The sequence below is a fragment of the Mesorhizobium montanum genome (genome assembly GCF_033977145.1).
GTDB classification, from domain to species: domain Bacteria; phylum Pseudomonadota; class Alphaproteobacteria; order Rhizobiales; family Rhizobiaceae; genus Mesorhizobium; species Mesorhizobium montanum.
On record NZ_JAVIJF010000001.1, the window covers coordinates 285,731 to 301,219 of the forward strand.

The 15,489-nt window shown below is 62.7% G+C and carries 15 protein-coding genes; 7 read left to right on the top strand and 8 right to left on the bottom strand.

Translation table 11 applies throughout. From position 1 onward, the window contains the following. Window positions 1-13 precede the first annotated feature (13 nt). The 4 genes from RFM68_RS01360 to RFM68_RS01375 form a co-directional block, all read right to left on the bottom strand. Window positions 14-163: a hypothetical protein gene (locus RFM68_RS01360; RefSeq protein WP_320230849.1), complete on the bottom strand. Its 150-nt coding sequence runs from the start codon at window positions 161-163 to the stop codon at window positions 14-16. Further along, entirely contained in the window at window positions 160-2,058 is a 1,899-nt protein-coding gene (cobT, locus tag RFM68_RS01365) for a cobaltochelatase subunit CobT (RefSeq protein ID WP_320230850.1), read from the bottom strand. Before cobT ends, RFM68_RS01360 begins: the two co-directional genes overlap by 4 nt. Before the next feature lie 51 nt (window positions 2,059-2,109). Then, a complete protein-coding gene (cobS, locus tag RFM68_RS01370) occupies window positions 2,110-3,096 on the bottom strand; it encodes a cobaltochelatase subunit CobS (RefSeq protein ID WP_320230851.1) in 987 nt (328 codons plus the stop codon). 123 nt (window positions 3,097-3,219) lie between these two features. Continuing rightward, window positions 3,220-3,843: a J domain-containing protein gene (locus tag RFM68_RS01375; protein ID WP_320230852.1), complete on the bottom strand. Its 624-nt coding sequence runs from the start codon at window positions 3,841-3,843 to the stop codon at window positions 3,220-3,222. A 136-nt stretch (window positions 3,844-3,979) separates the two neighbouring features. Here RFM68_RS01375 and RFM68_RS01380 point away from each other — a divergent pair, with 136 nt between their 5' ends. Next, window positions 3,980-4,282 carry a BolA family protein gene (locus RFM68_RS01380; protein ID WP_320230853.1) on the top strand — a complete coding sequence of 101 codons (303 nt, stop codon included), beginning with the start codon at window positions 3,980-3,982 and terminating at the stop codon, window positions 4,280-4,282. 58 nt (window positions 4,283-4,340) lie between these two features. Here the strand turns inward: RFM68_RS01380 and RFM68_RS01385 are convergent, their stop codons facing one another. Further along, window positions 4,341-5,150 carry an alpha/beta hydrolase gene (locus RFM68_RS01385; RefSeq protein WP_320230854.1) on the bottom strand — a complete coding sequence of 270 codons (810 nt, stop codon included), beginning with the start codon at window positions 5,148-5,150 and terminating at the stop codon, window positions 4,341-4,343. A gap of 293 nt (window positions 5,151-5,443) precedes the next feature. On the opposite strand from RFM68_RS01385, the gene RFM68_RS01390 reads away from it, so the two are divergent. Genes RFM68_RS01390 through RFM68_RS01400 form a run of 3 tightly spaced genes read left to right on the top strand, consistent with a single transcriptional unit; the run spans window position 5,444 to window position 10,282 of the window. Next, window positions 5,444-7,393, top strand: a complete 1,950-nt coding sequence (locus tag RFM68_RS01390; protein ID WP_320230855.1) for a PrkA family serine protein kinase — start codon at window positions 5,444-5,446, stop codon at window positions 7,391-7,393. Between the two features lie 19 nt (window positions 7,394-7,412). Continuing rightward, window positions 7,413-8,723 carry a YeaH/YhbH family protein gene (locus RFM68_RS01395; protein ID WP_320230856.1) on the top strand — a complete coding sequence of 437 codons (1,311 nt, stop codon included), beginning with the start codon at window positions 7,413-7,415 and terminating at the stop codon, window positions 8,721-8,723. Between the two features lie 11 nt (window positions 8,724-8,734). Continuing rightward, window positions 8,735-10,282: a SpoVR family protein gene (locus RFM68_RS01400; RefSeq protein WP_320230857.1), complete on the top strand. Its 1,548-nt coding sequence runs from the start codon at window positions 8,735-8,737 to the stop codon at window positions 10,280-10,282. 184 nt (window positions 10,283-10,466) lie between these two features. Here the strand turns inward: RFM68_RS01400 and RFM68_RS01405 are convergent, their stop codons facing one another. Genes RFM68_RS01405 through RFM68_RS01415 form a run of 3 tightly spaced genes read right to left on the bottom strand, consistent with a single transcriptional unit; the run spans window position 10,467 to window position 13,131 of the window. Beyond that, the gene (locus RFM68_RS01405; protein WP_320230858.1) at window positions 10,467-11,363 is read right to left on the bottom strand and encodes an HlyC/CorC family transporter; all 897 of its coding nucleotides are present in this window, start codon (window positions 11,361-11,363) and stop codon (window positions 10,467-10,469) included. Then, the gene (gene aroB, locus RFM68_RS01410; protein WP_320230859.1) at window positions 11,360-12,505 is read right to left on the bottom strand and encodes a 3-dehydroquinate synthase; all 1,146 of its coding nucleotides are present in this window, start codon (window positions 12,503-12,505) and stop codon (window positions 11,360-11,362) included. The genes RFM68_RS01405 and aroB overlap by 4 nt, the downstream gene beginning before the upstream one ends. Further along, the gene (locus RFM68_RS01415) at window positions 12,502-13,131 is read right to left on the bottom strand and encodes a shikimate kinase (RefSeq protein WP_320230860.1); all 630 of its coding nucleotides are present in this window, start codon (window positions 13,129-13,131) and stop codon (window positions 12,502-12,504) included. The genes aroB and RFM68_RS01415 overlap by 4 nt, the downstream gene beginning before the upstream one ends. Before the next feature lie 190 nt (window positions 13,132-13,321). On the opposite strand from RFM68_RS01415, the gene RFM68_RS01420 reads away from it, so the two are divergent. The 3 genes from RFM68_RS01420 to RFM68_RS01430 all read left to right on the top strand — a co-directional run bounded on the left by RFM68_RS01420 (window position 13,322) and on the right by RFM68_RS01430 (window position 15,489). After that, window positions 13,322-13,474, top strand: coding sequence for a hypothetical protein (locus RFM68_RS01420; RefSeq protein WP_042643428.1), 153 nt, complete (start codon window positions 13,322-13,324; stop codon window positions 13,472-13,474). 49 nt (window positions 13,475-13,523) lie between these two features. Next, window positions 13,524-14,438, top strand: coding sequence for a site-specific tyrosine recombinase XerD (locus RFM68_RS01425; RefSeq protein ID WP_320230861.1), 915 nt, complete (start codon window positions 13,524-13,526; stop codon window positions 14,436-14,438). A gap of 100 nt (window positions 14,439-14,538) precedes the next feature. Then, window positions 14,539-15,489 (top strand): acetyl-CoA carboxylase carboxyltransferase subunit alpha, encoded by a 951-nt coding sequence (locus RFM68_RS01430; RefSeq protein ID WP_320230862.1) that lies wholly within the window; start codon window positions 14,539-14,541, stop codon window positions 15,487-15,489.

A 15,489-nucleotide genomic window follows, 5' to 3' on the forward strand; every position in this document is an offset into this window, starting at 1 on the left:
AGTGCCGAAGCGCTCAATCCTGGTCGTCTTGGCCGATATGGAACTGGCTGATCGGCCGCGCCGAAATCTCGACTGTCTCGACCGGAGCGGCAATCGCCGGCGAGGCGCAGGCCAGCACGCAGGCGAAAAGCGTCCGCCGCGCACGCCCGCGAGAAAAGATCACCCGGCGCGCCGCAACCCGCCGCGCCGCGTATCGCGCGCGCTTTCTTCGCCGAACAGCGAGGCGAGCTGCTCGGTCATGGCACCGGCCAGTTCCTCGGCATCGACGATGGTGACGGCGCGGCGATAATAGCGCGTGACGTCGTGGCCGATGCCGATCGCCAGAAGCTCGACCGGCGAGCGCGTCTCGATCAGCTCGATGACTGCCCGCAAATGGCGTTCCAGATAGTTGCCCGGATTGACCGAAAGCGTGGAATCGTCGACCGGCGCGCCGTCCGAGATCATCATCAGTATCTTGCGCTGCTCCGGCCGGCCGATCAAACGGCTATGCGCCCAGAGCAGCGCCTCGCCGTCGATGTTTTCCTTGAGCAGCCCCTCGCGCATCATCAGCCCGAGATTGCGGCGCGCGCGCCGCCAGGGATGATCGGCGGATTTGTAGATGATGTGGCGCAGGTCGTTGAGCCGGCCGGGATTCGGCGGCTTGCCGTCCTTCAGCCATTTCTCGCGCGCCTGCCCGCCTTTCCACGCCCGCGTGGTGAAGCCGAGGATCTCCACCGAAACGCCGCAGCGCTCCAGCGTGCGCGCCAGAATGTCGGCGCAAGTGGCGGCGACCGTGATCGGCCGACCGCGCATCGAACCTGAATTGTCGAGCACCAGCGATACCACCGTGTCGCGAAACTTGGTGTCGCGCTCCTGCTTGAAGGAGAGCGGCTGCATCGGATCGATGACGACGCGCACCAGCCGCGCCGGATCGAGATAGCCTTCTTCGAGGTCGAAATCCCAGGAGCGGTTCTGCTGTGCCATCAGCCGGCGCTGCAGCCGGTTGGCGAGCCGCCCGACGACGCCGGAGAGATTGGCGAGCTGTTTGTCGAGGAAGGCACGCAGCCGGTCGAGCTCCTCTTCCTCGCAAAGGTCCTCGGCGCCCACCGTCTCGTCGAAGGCGGTGGTGAAGACCTTGTAGTCGATCTCTTTCGGCAGGTTGAGGAATGGATTGTCGTTGCGCTTGGCCTCGCCCGGCGTCTCGGCGTCGGCATCGTCTTCATCCGAGAGATCGTCGGAGGTGGCGTCGGTCGCTTCGGTCTCGGCCGACTCTTCCTCGTCGGCCGAGGCTTCGGCGTCCTCGGACTGCGACTGTTCGGAGCCGGAATCGTCCTCGCCGCCTTCCTCGCTCTGGTCCTCGCCCTGCTGTTCGTTCTCTTCGTTTTCCTCGGAGTCGTCTGTTTCCTGGTCGTCGCCGAGCTCCTCGGCCATCTCCATGGAAACGAGCATGTTACGCACGACGCGGGCAAAAGCCTGCTGGTCGTCAACCTTGGTCGAGAGGCCGTCGAGATCGCCGCTGGCTTTCTCCTCGACCCAGGGGCGCCACAGATCGACCAGCCGCTCGCCGCTCTTCGGCACGGTCCGCCCGGTGAGCTTTTCGCGCACCATCAGCGCGATCGCCTCCTCGAGCGGCGCGTCTGCCTTGTCCCTGACATCGACGAGGTTCGCCTTGGTGTATTTGTCCTCGAGCATCGAGCCGATATTGTCGGCCACGCCCTGCATGGCGCGGCTGCCGATGGCCTCGACGCGTGCCTGTTCGACCGCGTCATAGATCGCCCGCGCGAGCTTGCCTTCCGGCGCCAGCTTGTTGTGGATGCGTTGATCGTGGCAGGCACGCTTCAGCGCCATGGAGTCGCCCAGGCCACGCGTGATCGCGATATCGTTGCGGGAAGCCTTCTTGGACAGTTCGGGTAAGCGGGCGCGGTTGCCCGCCAATGCCGGCCGGTCCTTGGCGAAACCGACCTCGAGGTCCTTGTCGCCGGCGATGGCGCGCATGCAGACGGTGACGGCGCGCTTGAAGCTGTCGGCTTCAGACCCGTTCTTCGGCTTGTTGCGCGTGTTGTCGCCCGGACCCGCCATTCATCATTCCCTGCGCGATCGACCTGGAAGGCTGGACGTCTTCCGGCGCGCCTAGCCCAGCACCACGTTGGCGGCGCTCTCCGGCAATTCCTCGCCGAAGGCGCGCTGGTAGAATTCGGCCACCAGCGAACGCTCCAGTTCGTCGCACTTGTTGAGGAAGGTCAGCCGGAACGCCATGCCGATGTCGCCGAAAATCTCGGCATTCTCGGCCCAGGTGATGACGGTACGCGGGCTCATCACCGTCGACAGGTCGCCATTGATGAAGGCCGAGCGCGTCATGTCGGCGACGCGCACCATCTTGTTGACGATGTCCTTGCCCTTGCTGTCGCGGTAGTGCTTGGCCTTGGCCAGCACGATGTTCACCTCATTGTCGTGCGGCAGGTAGTTGAGCGTGGTGACGATCGACCAGCGGTCCATCTGCGCCTGGTTGATCTGCTGCGTGCCGTGATAGAGGCCGGTGGTGTCGCCAAGGCCGACCGTATTGGCGGTGGCGAAAAGCCGGAACGCCGGATGCGGGCGGATGACCCGGCTCTGGTCGAGCAACGTCAGGCGGCCCGACGATTCCAGCACGCGCTGGATAACGAACATCACGTCGGGGCGGCCGGCGTCATACTCGTCGAAGCAAAGCGCGACATTATGCTGATAGGCCCAGGGCAGGATGCCGTCACGGAATTCGGTGATCTGCAGACCTTCCTTGACGACGATGGCGTCCTTGCCGACGAGGTCGATACGGCTCACATGGCTGTCGAGGTTGACGCGCACGCAGGGCCAGTTGAGCCGCGCCGCCACCTGCTCGATATGCGTCGACTTGCCGGTGCCGTGATAGCCCGACACCATGACGCGGCGGTTGTAGGCAAAGCCGGCGAGGATCGCCAACGTCGTCGCCTTGTCGAACAGATAATCGGGATCGATGTCCGGCACATGCTCGGTCGCCGCCGAATAGGCCGGAACCACCATCTTGGAGTCGAAACCGAATTTCTCCCTCACCGACACTGTCGTGTCGGGCAAGTTGGCGATGTCGCGATCGACCTTGTTCATCTCTATCAACGTCTCCACGGGCGAAACGCCGCGTTTCGCCGGCAATCGATTTTGTCCGGGGGCGGTCTTAAAGCCTTTTCCAACCTTATGAAAGTTGGAAAACGACACGGACCGTAGGGCCGCTCAGCACAATCCTGCCTGCTTGAGCACGCGATAGGCCTGCAGCACATCGCGGAACCGGTCTTCCGAACCTCTGTCGCCGCCATTCGCATCCGGATGGTGGCGCTTAACGAGTTCCTTATAGCGCGCCTTGATGTCCTGACCAGTCGCCTTTGTATCAAGGCCAAGCGTTTCCAGCGCCTTGGCCTCAAGCGGCTTTGCCTTGCGCTCGCGCGGCTCCTTCGCTCCTGCGCCGAACAGGTTGAAGGGATCGCGCATGCGATTGTAGTAGCCGGCGCGTCCCGAACGCTGCTGTGCGAAATCCGGCGCCGAGCGCGGCCCGCCACCATTGGCGCCCATGCGCCAGGTCGGCCGGTGGCCGGTCAGCGCCTCTTTCTGGAAGCGGGCGATCTCGCCGTCCGACACGCCGGAGAAATAGTTGAAGCCCTTGTTGTATTCGCGCACATGATCGAAGCAGAAGCGGAAATACTCGCCCTCCTTGAGGCGCCCGACCGGCGCGCGATGCGTGCCGGCCTCGTTGCAGCCGTCCCACTGGCAGATCGGCGAGCGCGACTTCAGCTCCGCGTCCTTCTCCGGCCGGATTCGAATTTTCTCGAAATATTTGGGATACGCTTTCATCTCACCCATTTATGGGCTGTTCGCACGTGCGAAACAAGAATTGACATTTCGCCGATGATCGCCCTAACCGCTGAATCACGGCTTAAAAGCGGTCGAAAACATAGATTTTGCGGCTATGCCACAAATGTGGGGAAGGGAAACCCGGATGTCCATGCAGTCAACGATGGAAAACAAGCTGAAGGCGGCATTTTCGCCCGAACGGCTCACCGTCATCAATGAAAGCCACCTTCACGCCGGCCATCATCATGTGGAGTCCGGCCACCATGCGACGTTCGACGGCACCGGCGAGACGCATTTCCGCGTCCGCATCGTGTCGCCGGACTTTGCCGGCATGAGCCGCATCGACCGCCACCGCGCCGTCAACGACCTGCTTGCCGACGAATTGAAAGCCGGCGTGCACGCACTGGCGATCGAGCCCGCGGCGCCGGGCGAAAAGACCCGCTGGTAAGTTCCCGCTCCGACTGGATCACCGCTTCGATGACGTGATCCAGTGAGGGAATGCGAGATCAGACGACCGTCGCCAGGAAAGCCATGACCGCCGCCGTCAACGCATCGCCGTCCTCGCCGAACCGGCGGTTGATCGCCATGTGCGAATAGGCGCTGCCATCGAACAGAGTGACATTGGTGCCGGCGGCGCGCAGGCGGCCCGCGAAGTTCTGCGCCGCAGCGGCGCGGATCGGCGAGTCCGAATAGGCGACGAAGACCGGCGGATGCTTAGCCGCCCCGATGTAAGTCGCCGGCGAAAGTGCCCGCCACTGGCTCGGGTCGGAAAATGCCTGTGCATAAATCGGCCGCAGCCTGCCGCCCTGGGCCCTGGCGAGGGCCTCGATGTCGTAGGCCTCCGTATCGTCAAGCACCAGTGCGGCGACCCCTGGCAAGCCGCCGCGAAGCCCGGTCAGCGCCGCCAGGTGACAGCCGGCCGAGTGGCCCATGACCATGGTGCGATCGGGGTCGCCGCCGTAGCCGGCGATGTTGGCGCGCACATAGGCATAGGCCTTCTCGACGTCGCTGGCCTGGGTGGCGACACCGGCCTGCGGCAGCATGCGGTAGTCGATCGAGACGAACACGAAGCCTTTGCCGAGAAGGAAGCCCGGCTTGGCGTTGACATTGTTTCGGCTGCCGATGCGCCAGGCGCCGCCGTGGATGAAGAAGATGACAGGACGGTTCTTGGCGCCAACGGGCGCATAGACGTCGAGCTTGGCCGGACCATAGTCGAGAGTTTGCGGCGCCGGCTCGCGCGGCCGCCAGGCAGCCGATGCGCCGACCGGCAGCATCGCCGCCAGCGATCCGAGCATGAGGCTCCGCCGATCCATCATCGCCTTCTCCTATGTTGCGGCAACAGTGCATGGCAGCACTGCTTGCGTCCAGTTACCGGTTGGCAAATGGGTCGACCGAGCGCACACTAATCTTGGCTGTTGATTCGGGTGGGCGACACTGGTTCACAATGGGATGCGCGACGCAGCGCTTCTTTCCGGCCATGCGGAGCGGTTCCCTCAAAGCTAAGTGATCGCAGCCGGTTAATTGCGTTTGTCGGGAACAAACAGCGCGTTCCGGCGGTTGAAGGGGCGATGAGCCGATTGGCAGCCTATCGGCTCCGAGGCAAAGCATCATGCGCGAGAACCAATCAGACGTCTTCGATCTGTTTTCGGAGATTTATTCCAACGCGGCCCAGGAAGAGATCAGTCTCCAGCAATATCTGCTGGCCTGTCGCGAAGACAAATCCATGTATGCCACGGCGCCCGAGCGTATGGTCGAGGCAATCGGCGAGCCGAACCTGGTCGATACCAGCAAGGACGAGCGCCTGGGCCGCATTTTCTCCAACCGCACCGTCAAGGTCTATCCCTCCTTCTCCGACTTCTACGGCATGGAGGATACGATCGAGCGTATCGCCGGGTATTTCCGCTACGCCTCGCAGGGGCTCGAGGAGCGCAAGCAGATCCTCTATCTCCTCGGCCCGGTCGGCGGCGGCAAATCCTCGCTCGCCGAACGGCTGAAGAAGCTGATGGAGCAGCGCCCGATCTACACGCTCAAGGTTGGCAACCAGATCAGCCCGGTGTTCGAATCGCCGCTCGGCCTTTTCCATCCCGATCGCATGGGCGATCTGCTGGAAGACAAATACGGCATAGCCCGCCGCCGCCTGAACGGACTGATCTCGCCCTGGGCGGCCAAGCGCCTCGACGAACTGTCCGGCGACATTTCCAAATTCAGCGTCGTCAAGCTGGCGCCGTCGCGGCTACGCCAGATCGCCATCGCCAAGACCGAGCCCGGCGACGAGAACAATCAGGACGTCTCGGCTTTAGTCGGCAAGGTCGACATCAGGCAATTGGAACACTTCAGCCAGTCCGATCCGGATGCCTATTCCTACAGCGGCGGCCTGAACAGGACCACGCAAGGGTTGCTCGAATTCGTCGAGATGTTCAAGGCGCCCATCAAGGTTCTGCATCCGCTACTGACAGCGACCCAGGAAGGCAGCTACAACGGCACCGAGAACTTCGGCTCCTTCCCCTATCAGGGCATCGTCGTTGCCCATTCCAATGAATCGGAATGGCAGCAGTTCAAGAACAACAAGAACAACGAGGCTTTCCTCGACCGCATCCTCGTGGTCAAGGTTCCCTATTGCCTGCGCATCACCGAGGAAAGGCAGATCTACGAAAAGCTGCTGCGCGAAAGCGAACTGGCGAACAGCCCCTGCGCGCCCGAGGTGCTGGACATTCTCAGCCGCTTCACCGTCTCCACCCGCCTTGCCGAGCACGACAATTCGCCGCTCTACACCAAGATGCGCGCCTATGACGGCGAGAACCTCAAGGAGGTCGACCCGAAGGCGAAGTCCGTCCAGGAATATCGCGACGCCGCCGGCGTCGACGAAGGCATGACCGGGGTCAGCACGCGTTTCGCCTTCAAGATTTTGTCCCAGACTTTCAACTACGACACCAAGGAGGTCGCCGCCGATCCGGTGCACCTGATGTACATCCTCGAGGAGGCGATCAAGCGCGAGCAGTTCCCGAAGGAAACGGAAGCTGCCTACCTCGAGTTCATCAAGTCGGAGCTCGCAGCACGCTATGCCGAGTTCATCGGTCATGAGATCCAGAAGGCCTATCTGGAATCCTACAGCGAATACGGCCAGAACCTCTTCGACCGCTACATCGCCTATGCCGATGCCTGGATCGAGGACCAGGACTACAAGGACCCCGATACCGGGCAGATCCTCAACCGCGAGATCCTGGACAAGGAGTTGTCGCAGGTCGAGAAGCCGGCCGGCATCGCCAATCCCAAGGACTTCCGCAACGAAGTGGTCAAATTCACCTTGCGTGCCCGGGCGCGCAACCATGGCCGCAACCCGTCCTGGACGAGTTATGAAAAGCTTCGCGAGGTCATCGAGAAGCGCATGTTCGGCCAGGTCGAGGACCTGTTGCCGGTGATCAGCTTCGGTTCCAAGCAGGACAGCGTTACGGAGAAGCGGCATAATGAATTCGTGCAGCGGATGGTGGAACGCGGCTATACCCAGCGGCAGGTGCGCCGGCTGGTCGACTGGTACATGCGCGTGAACAAGGCGGGTTGATCAAAGCCGGGACGGTTCCATGCCGATCTTCATCGACCGCCGCCTGAATCCGAAGGACAAGAGCCTGGGCAATCGCCAGCGCTTCCTCAGGCGGGCGCGCGAAGAGCTCAAGCGCAGCATCCGCGACCGCGTCCGCACCAGCGGAATCGCCGAACTGGATCGCGAGCATGCCGTGCCGATGCCGCGCAAGGGCACGAGCGAACCGACCTTCAGCGGCGCCAAGGATAGCGGCCAGCGCCAGCACATCCTTCCCGGCAACAAGACGTTCAATCCCGGTGACCTGATCCCCAAGCCAAGCGGTGGAGGTGCAGGTTCCTCGGCCCCTGGAACCACGGACTCCGAAGACGATTTTCGCTTCGTGCTGTCGCGCGAGGAAGTGCTCGACCTTTTCTTCGAGGATCTCGAGCTGCCCGATCTGGTCAAGCTCAGTCTGAAGCAGATACTCAGCTTCAAGCCGAGGCGGGCGGGCTTCGCGGCAAGCGGCGCGCCGACCAACATCAATGTCGGGCGCACGATGCGAAACAGCCACGGGCGCCGCATCGCGCTCAAGCGTCCGAAGCAGGCCGAGGTGGACGCAATCGCCCGGCAGATCGCCGAGCTGGAATCCAAGCCGCCGGATGCAAAGACCCACGAACGCATCGAGGTTCTGCGCGAAGAGTTCGATCGGCTGGAGCGCCGGCGCAGGCGGATTGCCTATGTCGATCCAGTCGACATCCGCTTCAATCGCTTCGACCCTCAGCCGCGGCCAAATGCGAGCGCGGTCATGTTCTGCCTGATGGACGTTTCCGGATCGATGGGCGAGCGGGAGAAGGATCTGGCCAAACGCTTCTTCGTATTGCTGCACCTGTTCCTGACGCGACGATACGAACGCACTGAGATCGTCTTCATTCGCCACACCCACGAGGCCAAGGAGGTGGACGAGCACACGTTCTTCTACCACACGCAAAGCGGCGGCACCGTCGTTTCCACGGCGCTCGAGGAGATGCACCGCATCATCGAAGAGCGATATCCGGCCGCTGAATGGAACATCTACGCCGCCCAGGCGTCTGACGGCGACAATTTCGCCACCGATTCCGAGCGCTGCATAGAACTGCTCGATCGCAAGCTGATGCGGCTTTGCCAGTATTTCGCCTATGTGGAGATCATCGACGAGCGGGAAAGCCACATTTTCGGCTCGACCGAGAACGGGACATCGCTCTGGCGCGCCTACAACGCCGTCGATGGGAAATGGCCGAACTTCCAGATGAGGCGCATTGCCGCCCCGGCCGATATCTACCCGGTCTTTCGCGAGCTCTTCGCCAGGCAGCCTGATTTGCGCAAGAGCGCTTGAGGACTTCGGCAATGGTCAGTCAGGCGCGCAAATCCGAACTGCTGTTTTCCGGATCGGACTGGGATTTCAACAAACTGTCGCGGGTCTATGACGAGATCGAGGCGATCGGCCTCGAAGAGCTTCGCCTCGACATCTATCCGGTGCAGATGGAGGTTATCTCCTCCGAGCAGATGCTCGACGCCTATTCGTCGGTCGGTATGCCGCTGATGTATCGGCATTGGTCATTCGGCAAGCACTTCCTCTACAACGAGTTGCTCTACCGCAAGGGCGCGCGTGGTCTGGCTTATGAACTGGTCATCAATTCCAACCCCTGCATCGTCTACCTCATGGAAGAAAACACCATGGCCCTGCAGGCTTTGGTGACGGCTCATGCCGCGCTTGGACACAACCATTTCTTCAAGAACAATCACCTTTTCCGGCAATGGACCGACGCCGGCGGCATCCTGAGCTATCTGGATTTTGCCAAGAGCTACATAGCCCGATGCGAGGAACGGCATGGCCTGGCCGCTGTGGAGGCGATCCTTGATTCTGCCCACGCGCTGATGGAACAAGGCGTATTCCGCTATCATCGGCCGCCAAAACTGTCGTCCGAGCAGCAGCGTGAAGGGCTTCGTGAGCGCCTCGAATACGAGGAACGCTCCTACAATGATTTGTGGCGCACGCTGCCGCCTTCGCAAGACAGCGGCAACACCGAAACAAGCGAAGACGACGGCGCGGCGGAGCGGAAGAAATCACTCAATCTGCCGGAGGAAAACCTCCTTTATTTCCTTGAGAAGAACAGCCTCGTGCTCGAGCCCTGGCAGCGCGAGATCGTCAGGATCGTGCGTGTCATCGCGCAATATTTTTATCCGCAGCGGCAAACCCAGGTGATGAACGAAGGCTGCGCCACCTTCGTGCACTACACGCTTATGAACATGCTTTTCGATCGTGGCCGCATCAACGAAGGCGCCATGCTCGAGATTTTGCGCAACCACTCGAACGTCGTCTTCCAGCCGGCCTATGACGACCCGCGCTTTTCCGGCATCAATCCCTATGCGCTGGGTCTCGACATGATGCAGGATATCCAGCGCATCTCGACCGAGCCGACCGCGGAGGATCGCGACTGGTTCCCGGATATCGCCGGACGCGGCGACTGGCGCGACAACTTGCTCGATGCCTGGGCCAACCACCGCGACGAATCCTTCATCCGCCAGTATCTGAGCCCGACCCTGATCCGGAAATGGCGGCTCTTCGTGCTGGCCGATGGAGCCGACGAGCCACACTACGAAGTCGCTTCGATCCACAATGAGCGTGGATATCGCAAGATACGCTCTGCGCTCGCTCGAAGCTATGACGTGGGGGCGAGCCGCCCCGACATCCAGGTGATTGACGTCGACCTCCTGGGCGACAGGCATCTGCGACTTCAGCACATGGTGAAGGATGGCATCATGCTCGACGGCGAAAGCCGCGACGCAACCCTGCGCCATATCCGAAACCTATGGGGCTACGACGTCAGCTTGGCTGCGATCGATGCTGGAACCGGTGCAATGCTCAGCGAGCGCTGGACCAAGGAACTTTGAGATCGCAGGCCCAGCCCTGTGCCATTCGCAGATCGGCGTTGCCTGATATCAACGCCCGTTAGAGCAACTCCAGGAAATGGTGTAACGGTTAGGCTCGGCGCCTTCGCCGTAGCCTTCCGTCCGAAATTGCGTAAAAACAAAGAGATAGAGCGTTTCACCGTTTCCGTGAAACGGTGAAACGCCCTTAGCTCTCGCCGGCGGGACGTATCCTCAACCTCGCAATGCGGTTCTTGTCGCGCTTCATCACCACGAAACGCTTGCCGTGGAACGTAAAAGCCTGCTTCTCCTCCGGGATCGACTGCGTCTCATGGATGACGAGGCCGGCGATGGTTGTCGCTTCCTCGTCGGGCAGGTCCCAGTCGAGCGCGCGGTTCAGATCGCGGATCGGCACCGTGCCTTCGACGACGACCGAGCCGTCGGCCTCCTTCTTGACGCCCTGCATGTCGACATCATGCTCATCGGCGATCTCGCCGACGATCTCCTCGATGATGTCTTCCAGCGTCACCAGCCCTTCGACCTCGCCATACTCGTCGACGACAATGGCGAAATGCGCCTTGCGGCGCAGGAAGGCGTTGAGCTGTTCCTGCAGGGTGGTGGTGTCCGGCACGAACCACGGCTTCGCCGCGATCTTCATCACGTCGATCCGGGAGAAGTCGTTGCCGACCTCGTTGAGTGCCCTGAGCAGATCTTTCGCATGCAGCACGCCGACGATGTTGTCGAGCGAGCCCTTCCACAGCGGCATGCGGGTGTGCGGGCTCTGCAGGATTTCGCGCACTACCGCTTCCGGCGGATCGTCGGCATTGACCGAGCGCATATTGGTGCGGTGGACCATGATATCGGAGACTTCGAGCTCTTCGAGATCGAAGAGGCCCTCAAGCCGATTGCGCTCCTCGCGGACAGGCGAGCCATCGCGGCGGGGCTCGTCGCTGTCTTCATCCTTGCCGTTGCGCTCGGACCGCGACGCTGGCTCGATCGGCCGCAGCGTGTAGCCGGAAGCGGCAAGCAACCGGGTGCGGAACAGAAGCGCCAGCAGCACGATGGCGGCAAGGACGACAGCAGCGATCCAGCCGGCGTCGATCATCCGGGATGGCTCACCTTGAGCCACCCCGGATGGCTCATCTTGAGGAAGGCGAGTACTTCCGAGGGCGGCACGTCCTTGGCAATGAAGGCCTGGCCGATGCCATGCGTCAGGATGAAGGTGAGCGCGCCGCGCGAGACCTTCTTGTCCTGTGTGATGAAGCCGAGCAGCGCCTCGGCGTCCGGCAGTCCACCCGGAATATCGGCCATGCGCCAGGGCAGGCCGACGGCGCGAAGATGGGCTTCGACGCGTTCCGCGTCGTCCGGACTCGCCAGGTTGAGGCGCGCCGAGAAGCGATGCGCCAGCGCCATGCCGATGGCGACGCCTTCGCCGTGGACGAGGCGCGCGCCGTCATATTGCGTGGCGGCTTCGAGCGCATGGCCGAATGTGTGGCCGAGATTGAGCAGCGCGCGATCGCCGGTCTCGAACTCGTCGCGGGCAACGACATCGGCCTTGGCGCGGCAGGCCTCGGCGATCGCCGCGACCCGCGCCGGGCCGCCGGCAAAGACGTCCCGCCAGTTCTGTTCAAGCCAGGCGAAGAAGGCCGGGCGGTCGATCAACCCGTATTTGGCAAGCTCGGCATAGCCGGCGCGGAACTCGCGGATCGGCAGAGTGTCGAGCACGCCGGTGTCGGCGAGCACCAGCCTGGGCTGATGGAAGACGCCGACGAGGTTCTTGCCGCGCGCGCTGTTGATGCCGGTCTTGCCGCCGACGGAAGAATCGACCTGCGCCAGTAGCGAGGTCGGTATCTGCACGAAATTCATGCCGCGCCGCACAATGCCGGAAGCAAAGCCGGCAAGGTCGCCGATGACGCCGCCGCCGAGCGCGATCACCACGTCGCGGCGTTCGAGCTTGGCCGCGATCACGCCGTCGACCACGTCTTCGAGATGGGCGAAACTTTTAGTCTTTTCGCCGGCTGGCAGCGTAATGACGGCGGACTGAATGCCGCCTTTCTCCAACCCCGCCTGCAGTGTGTCGAGATGCGCGGCGGCAACGTTCTCGTCGGTGACGATGGCCGCGCGGGTATCGGGAAGGCGGCGCGCGACCTCCTCGCCGGAGCGCGCGAGCAATCCTGAGCCGATCAGGATGTCATAGGCACGGTCGCCGAGCCCGACCTCGACCTTCACCGGTTCGGCATGGCTCACGGCTGCACCTCGCCAGTTGTGGCGCTTGTAGCGCCTGTCGCGATGGTGTCGATGCCGAGATGGGCGCAGAGCGCCGCGACGACTTCGCTGGCGATGATCTCCTTGCGGTCGTCGCGCGTCGGCACGATCAGGTCGGCGGTGGCGTAGACCGGGTAGCGCTCGCCCATCAGCCGCTCCAGCACTGCGCGCGGATCGGGATTCTTCAACAGCGGCCGGTTCTGTTTCTTCGAAACCCGCTCCATCAAGAGGTCGAGGTCGGCCTTCAGCCAGACCGACACGCCATAAGCCGTGATCGCCCCGCGTGTCTGCGCGTTCATGAAGGCGCCGCCGCCGGTCGACAGCACCTGCGGGCCGTTCTCCAGCAGGCGCAGGATCACCCGCTGCTCCAGCGCACGGAATTCCGGCTCGCCATAGCGCTCGAACAGCTCCGGCACCGTCATGCGCGAGACGCTTTCGATCTCCTGGTCGCTGTCCATGAAAGGCAGCGAAAGTATCATCGCCACCTTGCGGCCGATCGCCGTCTTGCCGGCCCCCATCAGCCCGACGAAGACGATCGAGCGGCTGCCGAGCGCTTCGATCAGCGCGGCACGGCCTTCGTCCGTCGGATTTGCTGGCAGAGCGTTCATCGGGGCCTCTTTGCGCCGTATCGACATCAAAAGCCTGTTTGCGTCAAGCACGGGCGGGCAAACGTCCAAGAAGCTTTTCCGGCAAAACCTCTGTCGACTGGAATCCTTCGTCCTTGAATTGGTCGGATTGGCGTCCCATAAGGGCACAGGGCTTTGGAACCGCAGAACAAGAAGACGGGCGAAAATTTGAATGCCGACTTTGTTTCGGTTTGTCGTGACGCTGGCGGTTCTTGCAGGCATTGCCTATGGCGCGATGTTCGCGTTGGCGATGTTCGTTGAGCCGAAAAAGGCGGAAATGAGCATCCGCATCCCGGCCGAGAAGCTCAACCCCAAGAAAAACTGACCAAGAAAAACTGACCCAAGAAAACTGAAAAAGAACTGATCCCGGCCCGATGAACAGCGCCGCCCGCATCGAAGCCTTCCTCGAAATGATGAGCGCCGAGCGCGGCGCGGCCGAAAATACGCTTTCCTCCTACCGCCGCGACCTTGAGGACGCCTCGGAAGCGATCGAGGGTGGGCTGGCGGGGGCGGGATCGGCCGACATCCGCGCCTATCTCGACGACATTGCCGTGCGCGGCTTCGCGCCGACCTCGCAGGCGCGCAAATTGTCGGCGATCCGCCAGTTCTTCAAATTCCTCTATGCCGAAGGCCTGCGCGGCGACGACCCGACCGGCACGCTGGACAGCCCGCGCAAGGGCCGGCCACTGCCCAAGACGATGAGCGAGGCCGAGACCGGCCGCCTGCTCGATCGGGCGGCGCAAGAAGCCGGCGAATCCGGGCCGGGCGGCGACAGGCTGGCGGCCTTGCGCCTGCACGCGCTGGTCGAGGTGCTCTACGCCACGGGCCTGCGCGTTTCGGAGCTCGTCGGTCTGCCGGTGACGGTGGCGCTGCGTGACGACCGCTTCTTCATGGTGCGCGGCAAGGGCGACAAGGAACGCATGGTGCCGCTGTCGAGCAAGGCACGCTCCGCCATGCGCGCCTGGCTTGCCGCCAGGTCCGAGCGGCCGACCGTTGCCGAGAGCCCGTTCCTGTTTCCGGCCTCCTCCGACAGCGGCCATCTCTCCCGGCAGGTTTTCGCCCGCGATCTCAAGGGGTTGGCCGCGCGGTCGGGGATAGCTGCGGCCAAAATCTCGCCGCATGTGCTTCGCCACGCTTTTGCCAGCCATCTGCTGCAGAACGGCGCCGACCTGAGAGCCGTTCAGCAACTTCTTGGCCATGCCGACATCTCGACCACGCAGATCTACACCCACGTGCTGGAGGAGCGGCTGGTGCGGCTGGTCAACGATCATCATCCGCTTGCCGACTAGGCCTCATATCGCTATGTGAGGGCGACGTTCCAACGCCCGGAGCCGGCATTTCAGCGGTTCCGCCAGCCATTTGCCTTCCGACGGATCGGTCCGCTCAAGCATGTACAACTACCTCGACTTCGAAAAGCCGGTGCAGGATCTGGAGCTCAAGATCCTTGAGCTCAAGAAGCTTGCCGAGAACGGCGAGGCGGTCGATGTCGCCGAAGAGATCAGCAGGCTCGAAAAGCGCTCGCGCGACGCGTTGCGTGATCTCTACAAGGCGCTCACGCCATGGCAGAAGGTACAGGTCGCGCGCCATCCGGACCGGCCCCACTGCGTCGACTACATCAAGGCGCTGTTCACCGATTTCACCCCTCTGGCCGGCGACCGCAATTTCGGCGACGACCAGGCGATCGTCGGCGGCTTTGCCCGCTTCCGCGGCGAGCCGGTGGCGGTGATCGGCCAGGAAAAGGGCTCGGACACGGCAAGCCGCATCAAGCACAATTTCGGTTCGGTTCGGCCCGAGGGCTACCGCAAGGCGGTGCGCCTGATGGAATTGGCCGACCGTTTCAAGATCCCGCTTTTGACGCTGGTCGACACCGCCGGCGCCTATCCCGGCGTCGGCGCCGAGGAACGCGGCCAGGCCGAGGCGATTGCCCGTTCGACCTCGGCCTGCCTGGCGCTCAAGGTGCCGTCGATCTCGGTGGTCATCGGCGAAGGCGGCTCCGGCGGCGCCATCGCGATTGCCACTGCCAATCGCGTCTACATGCTGGAACACGCCATCTATTCGGTGATTTCGCCGGAGGGCGCGGCCTCGATCCTGTGGCGCGACACCACCCGCTCGAAAGATGCGGCGACCAACATGAAGATCACCGCGCAGGATCTTCTCGATATGAAGATCATCGACGCCATCATTCCCGAGCCGATGGGCGGCGCCCAGCGCGCGCCGGAAACGGTGATTGTCTCGACCGGCGATCTCATCGCCAGGACGATGAAGGACTTTGCCGGCGCCAACACTGATTTCCGCGAGCAGCGCCGCGAGAAATACCTGGCGATCGGCCGCAGCCTCTGA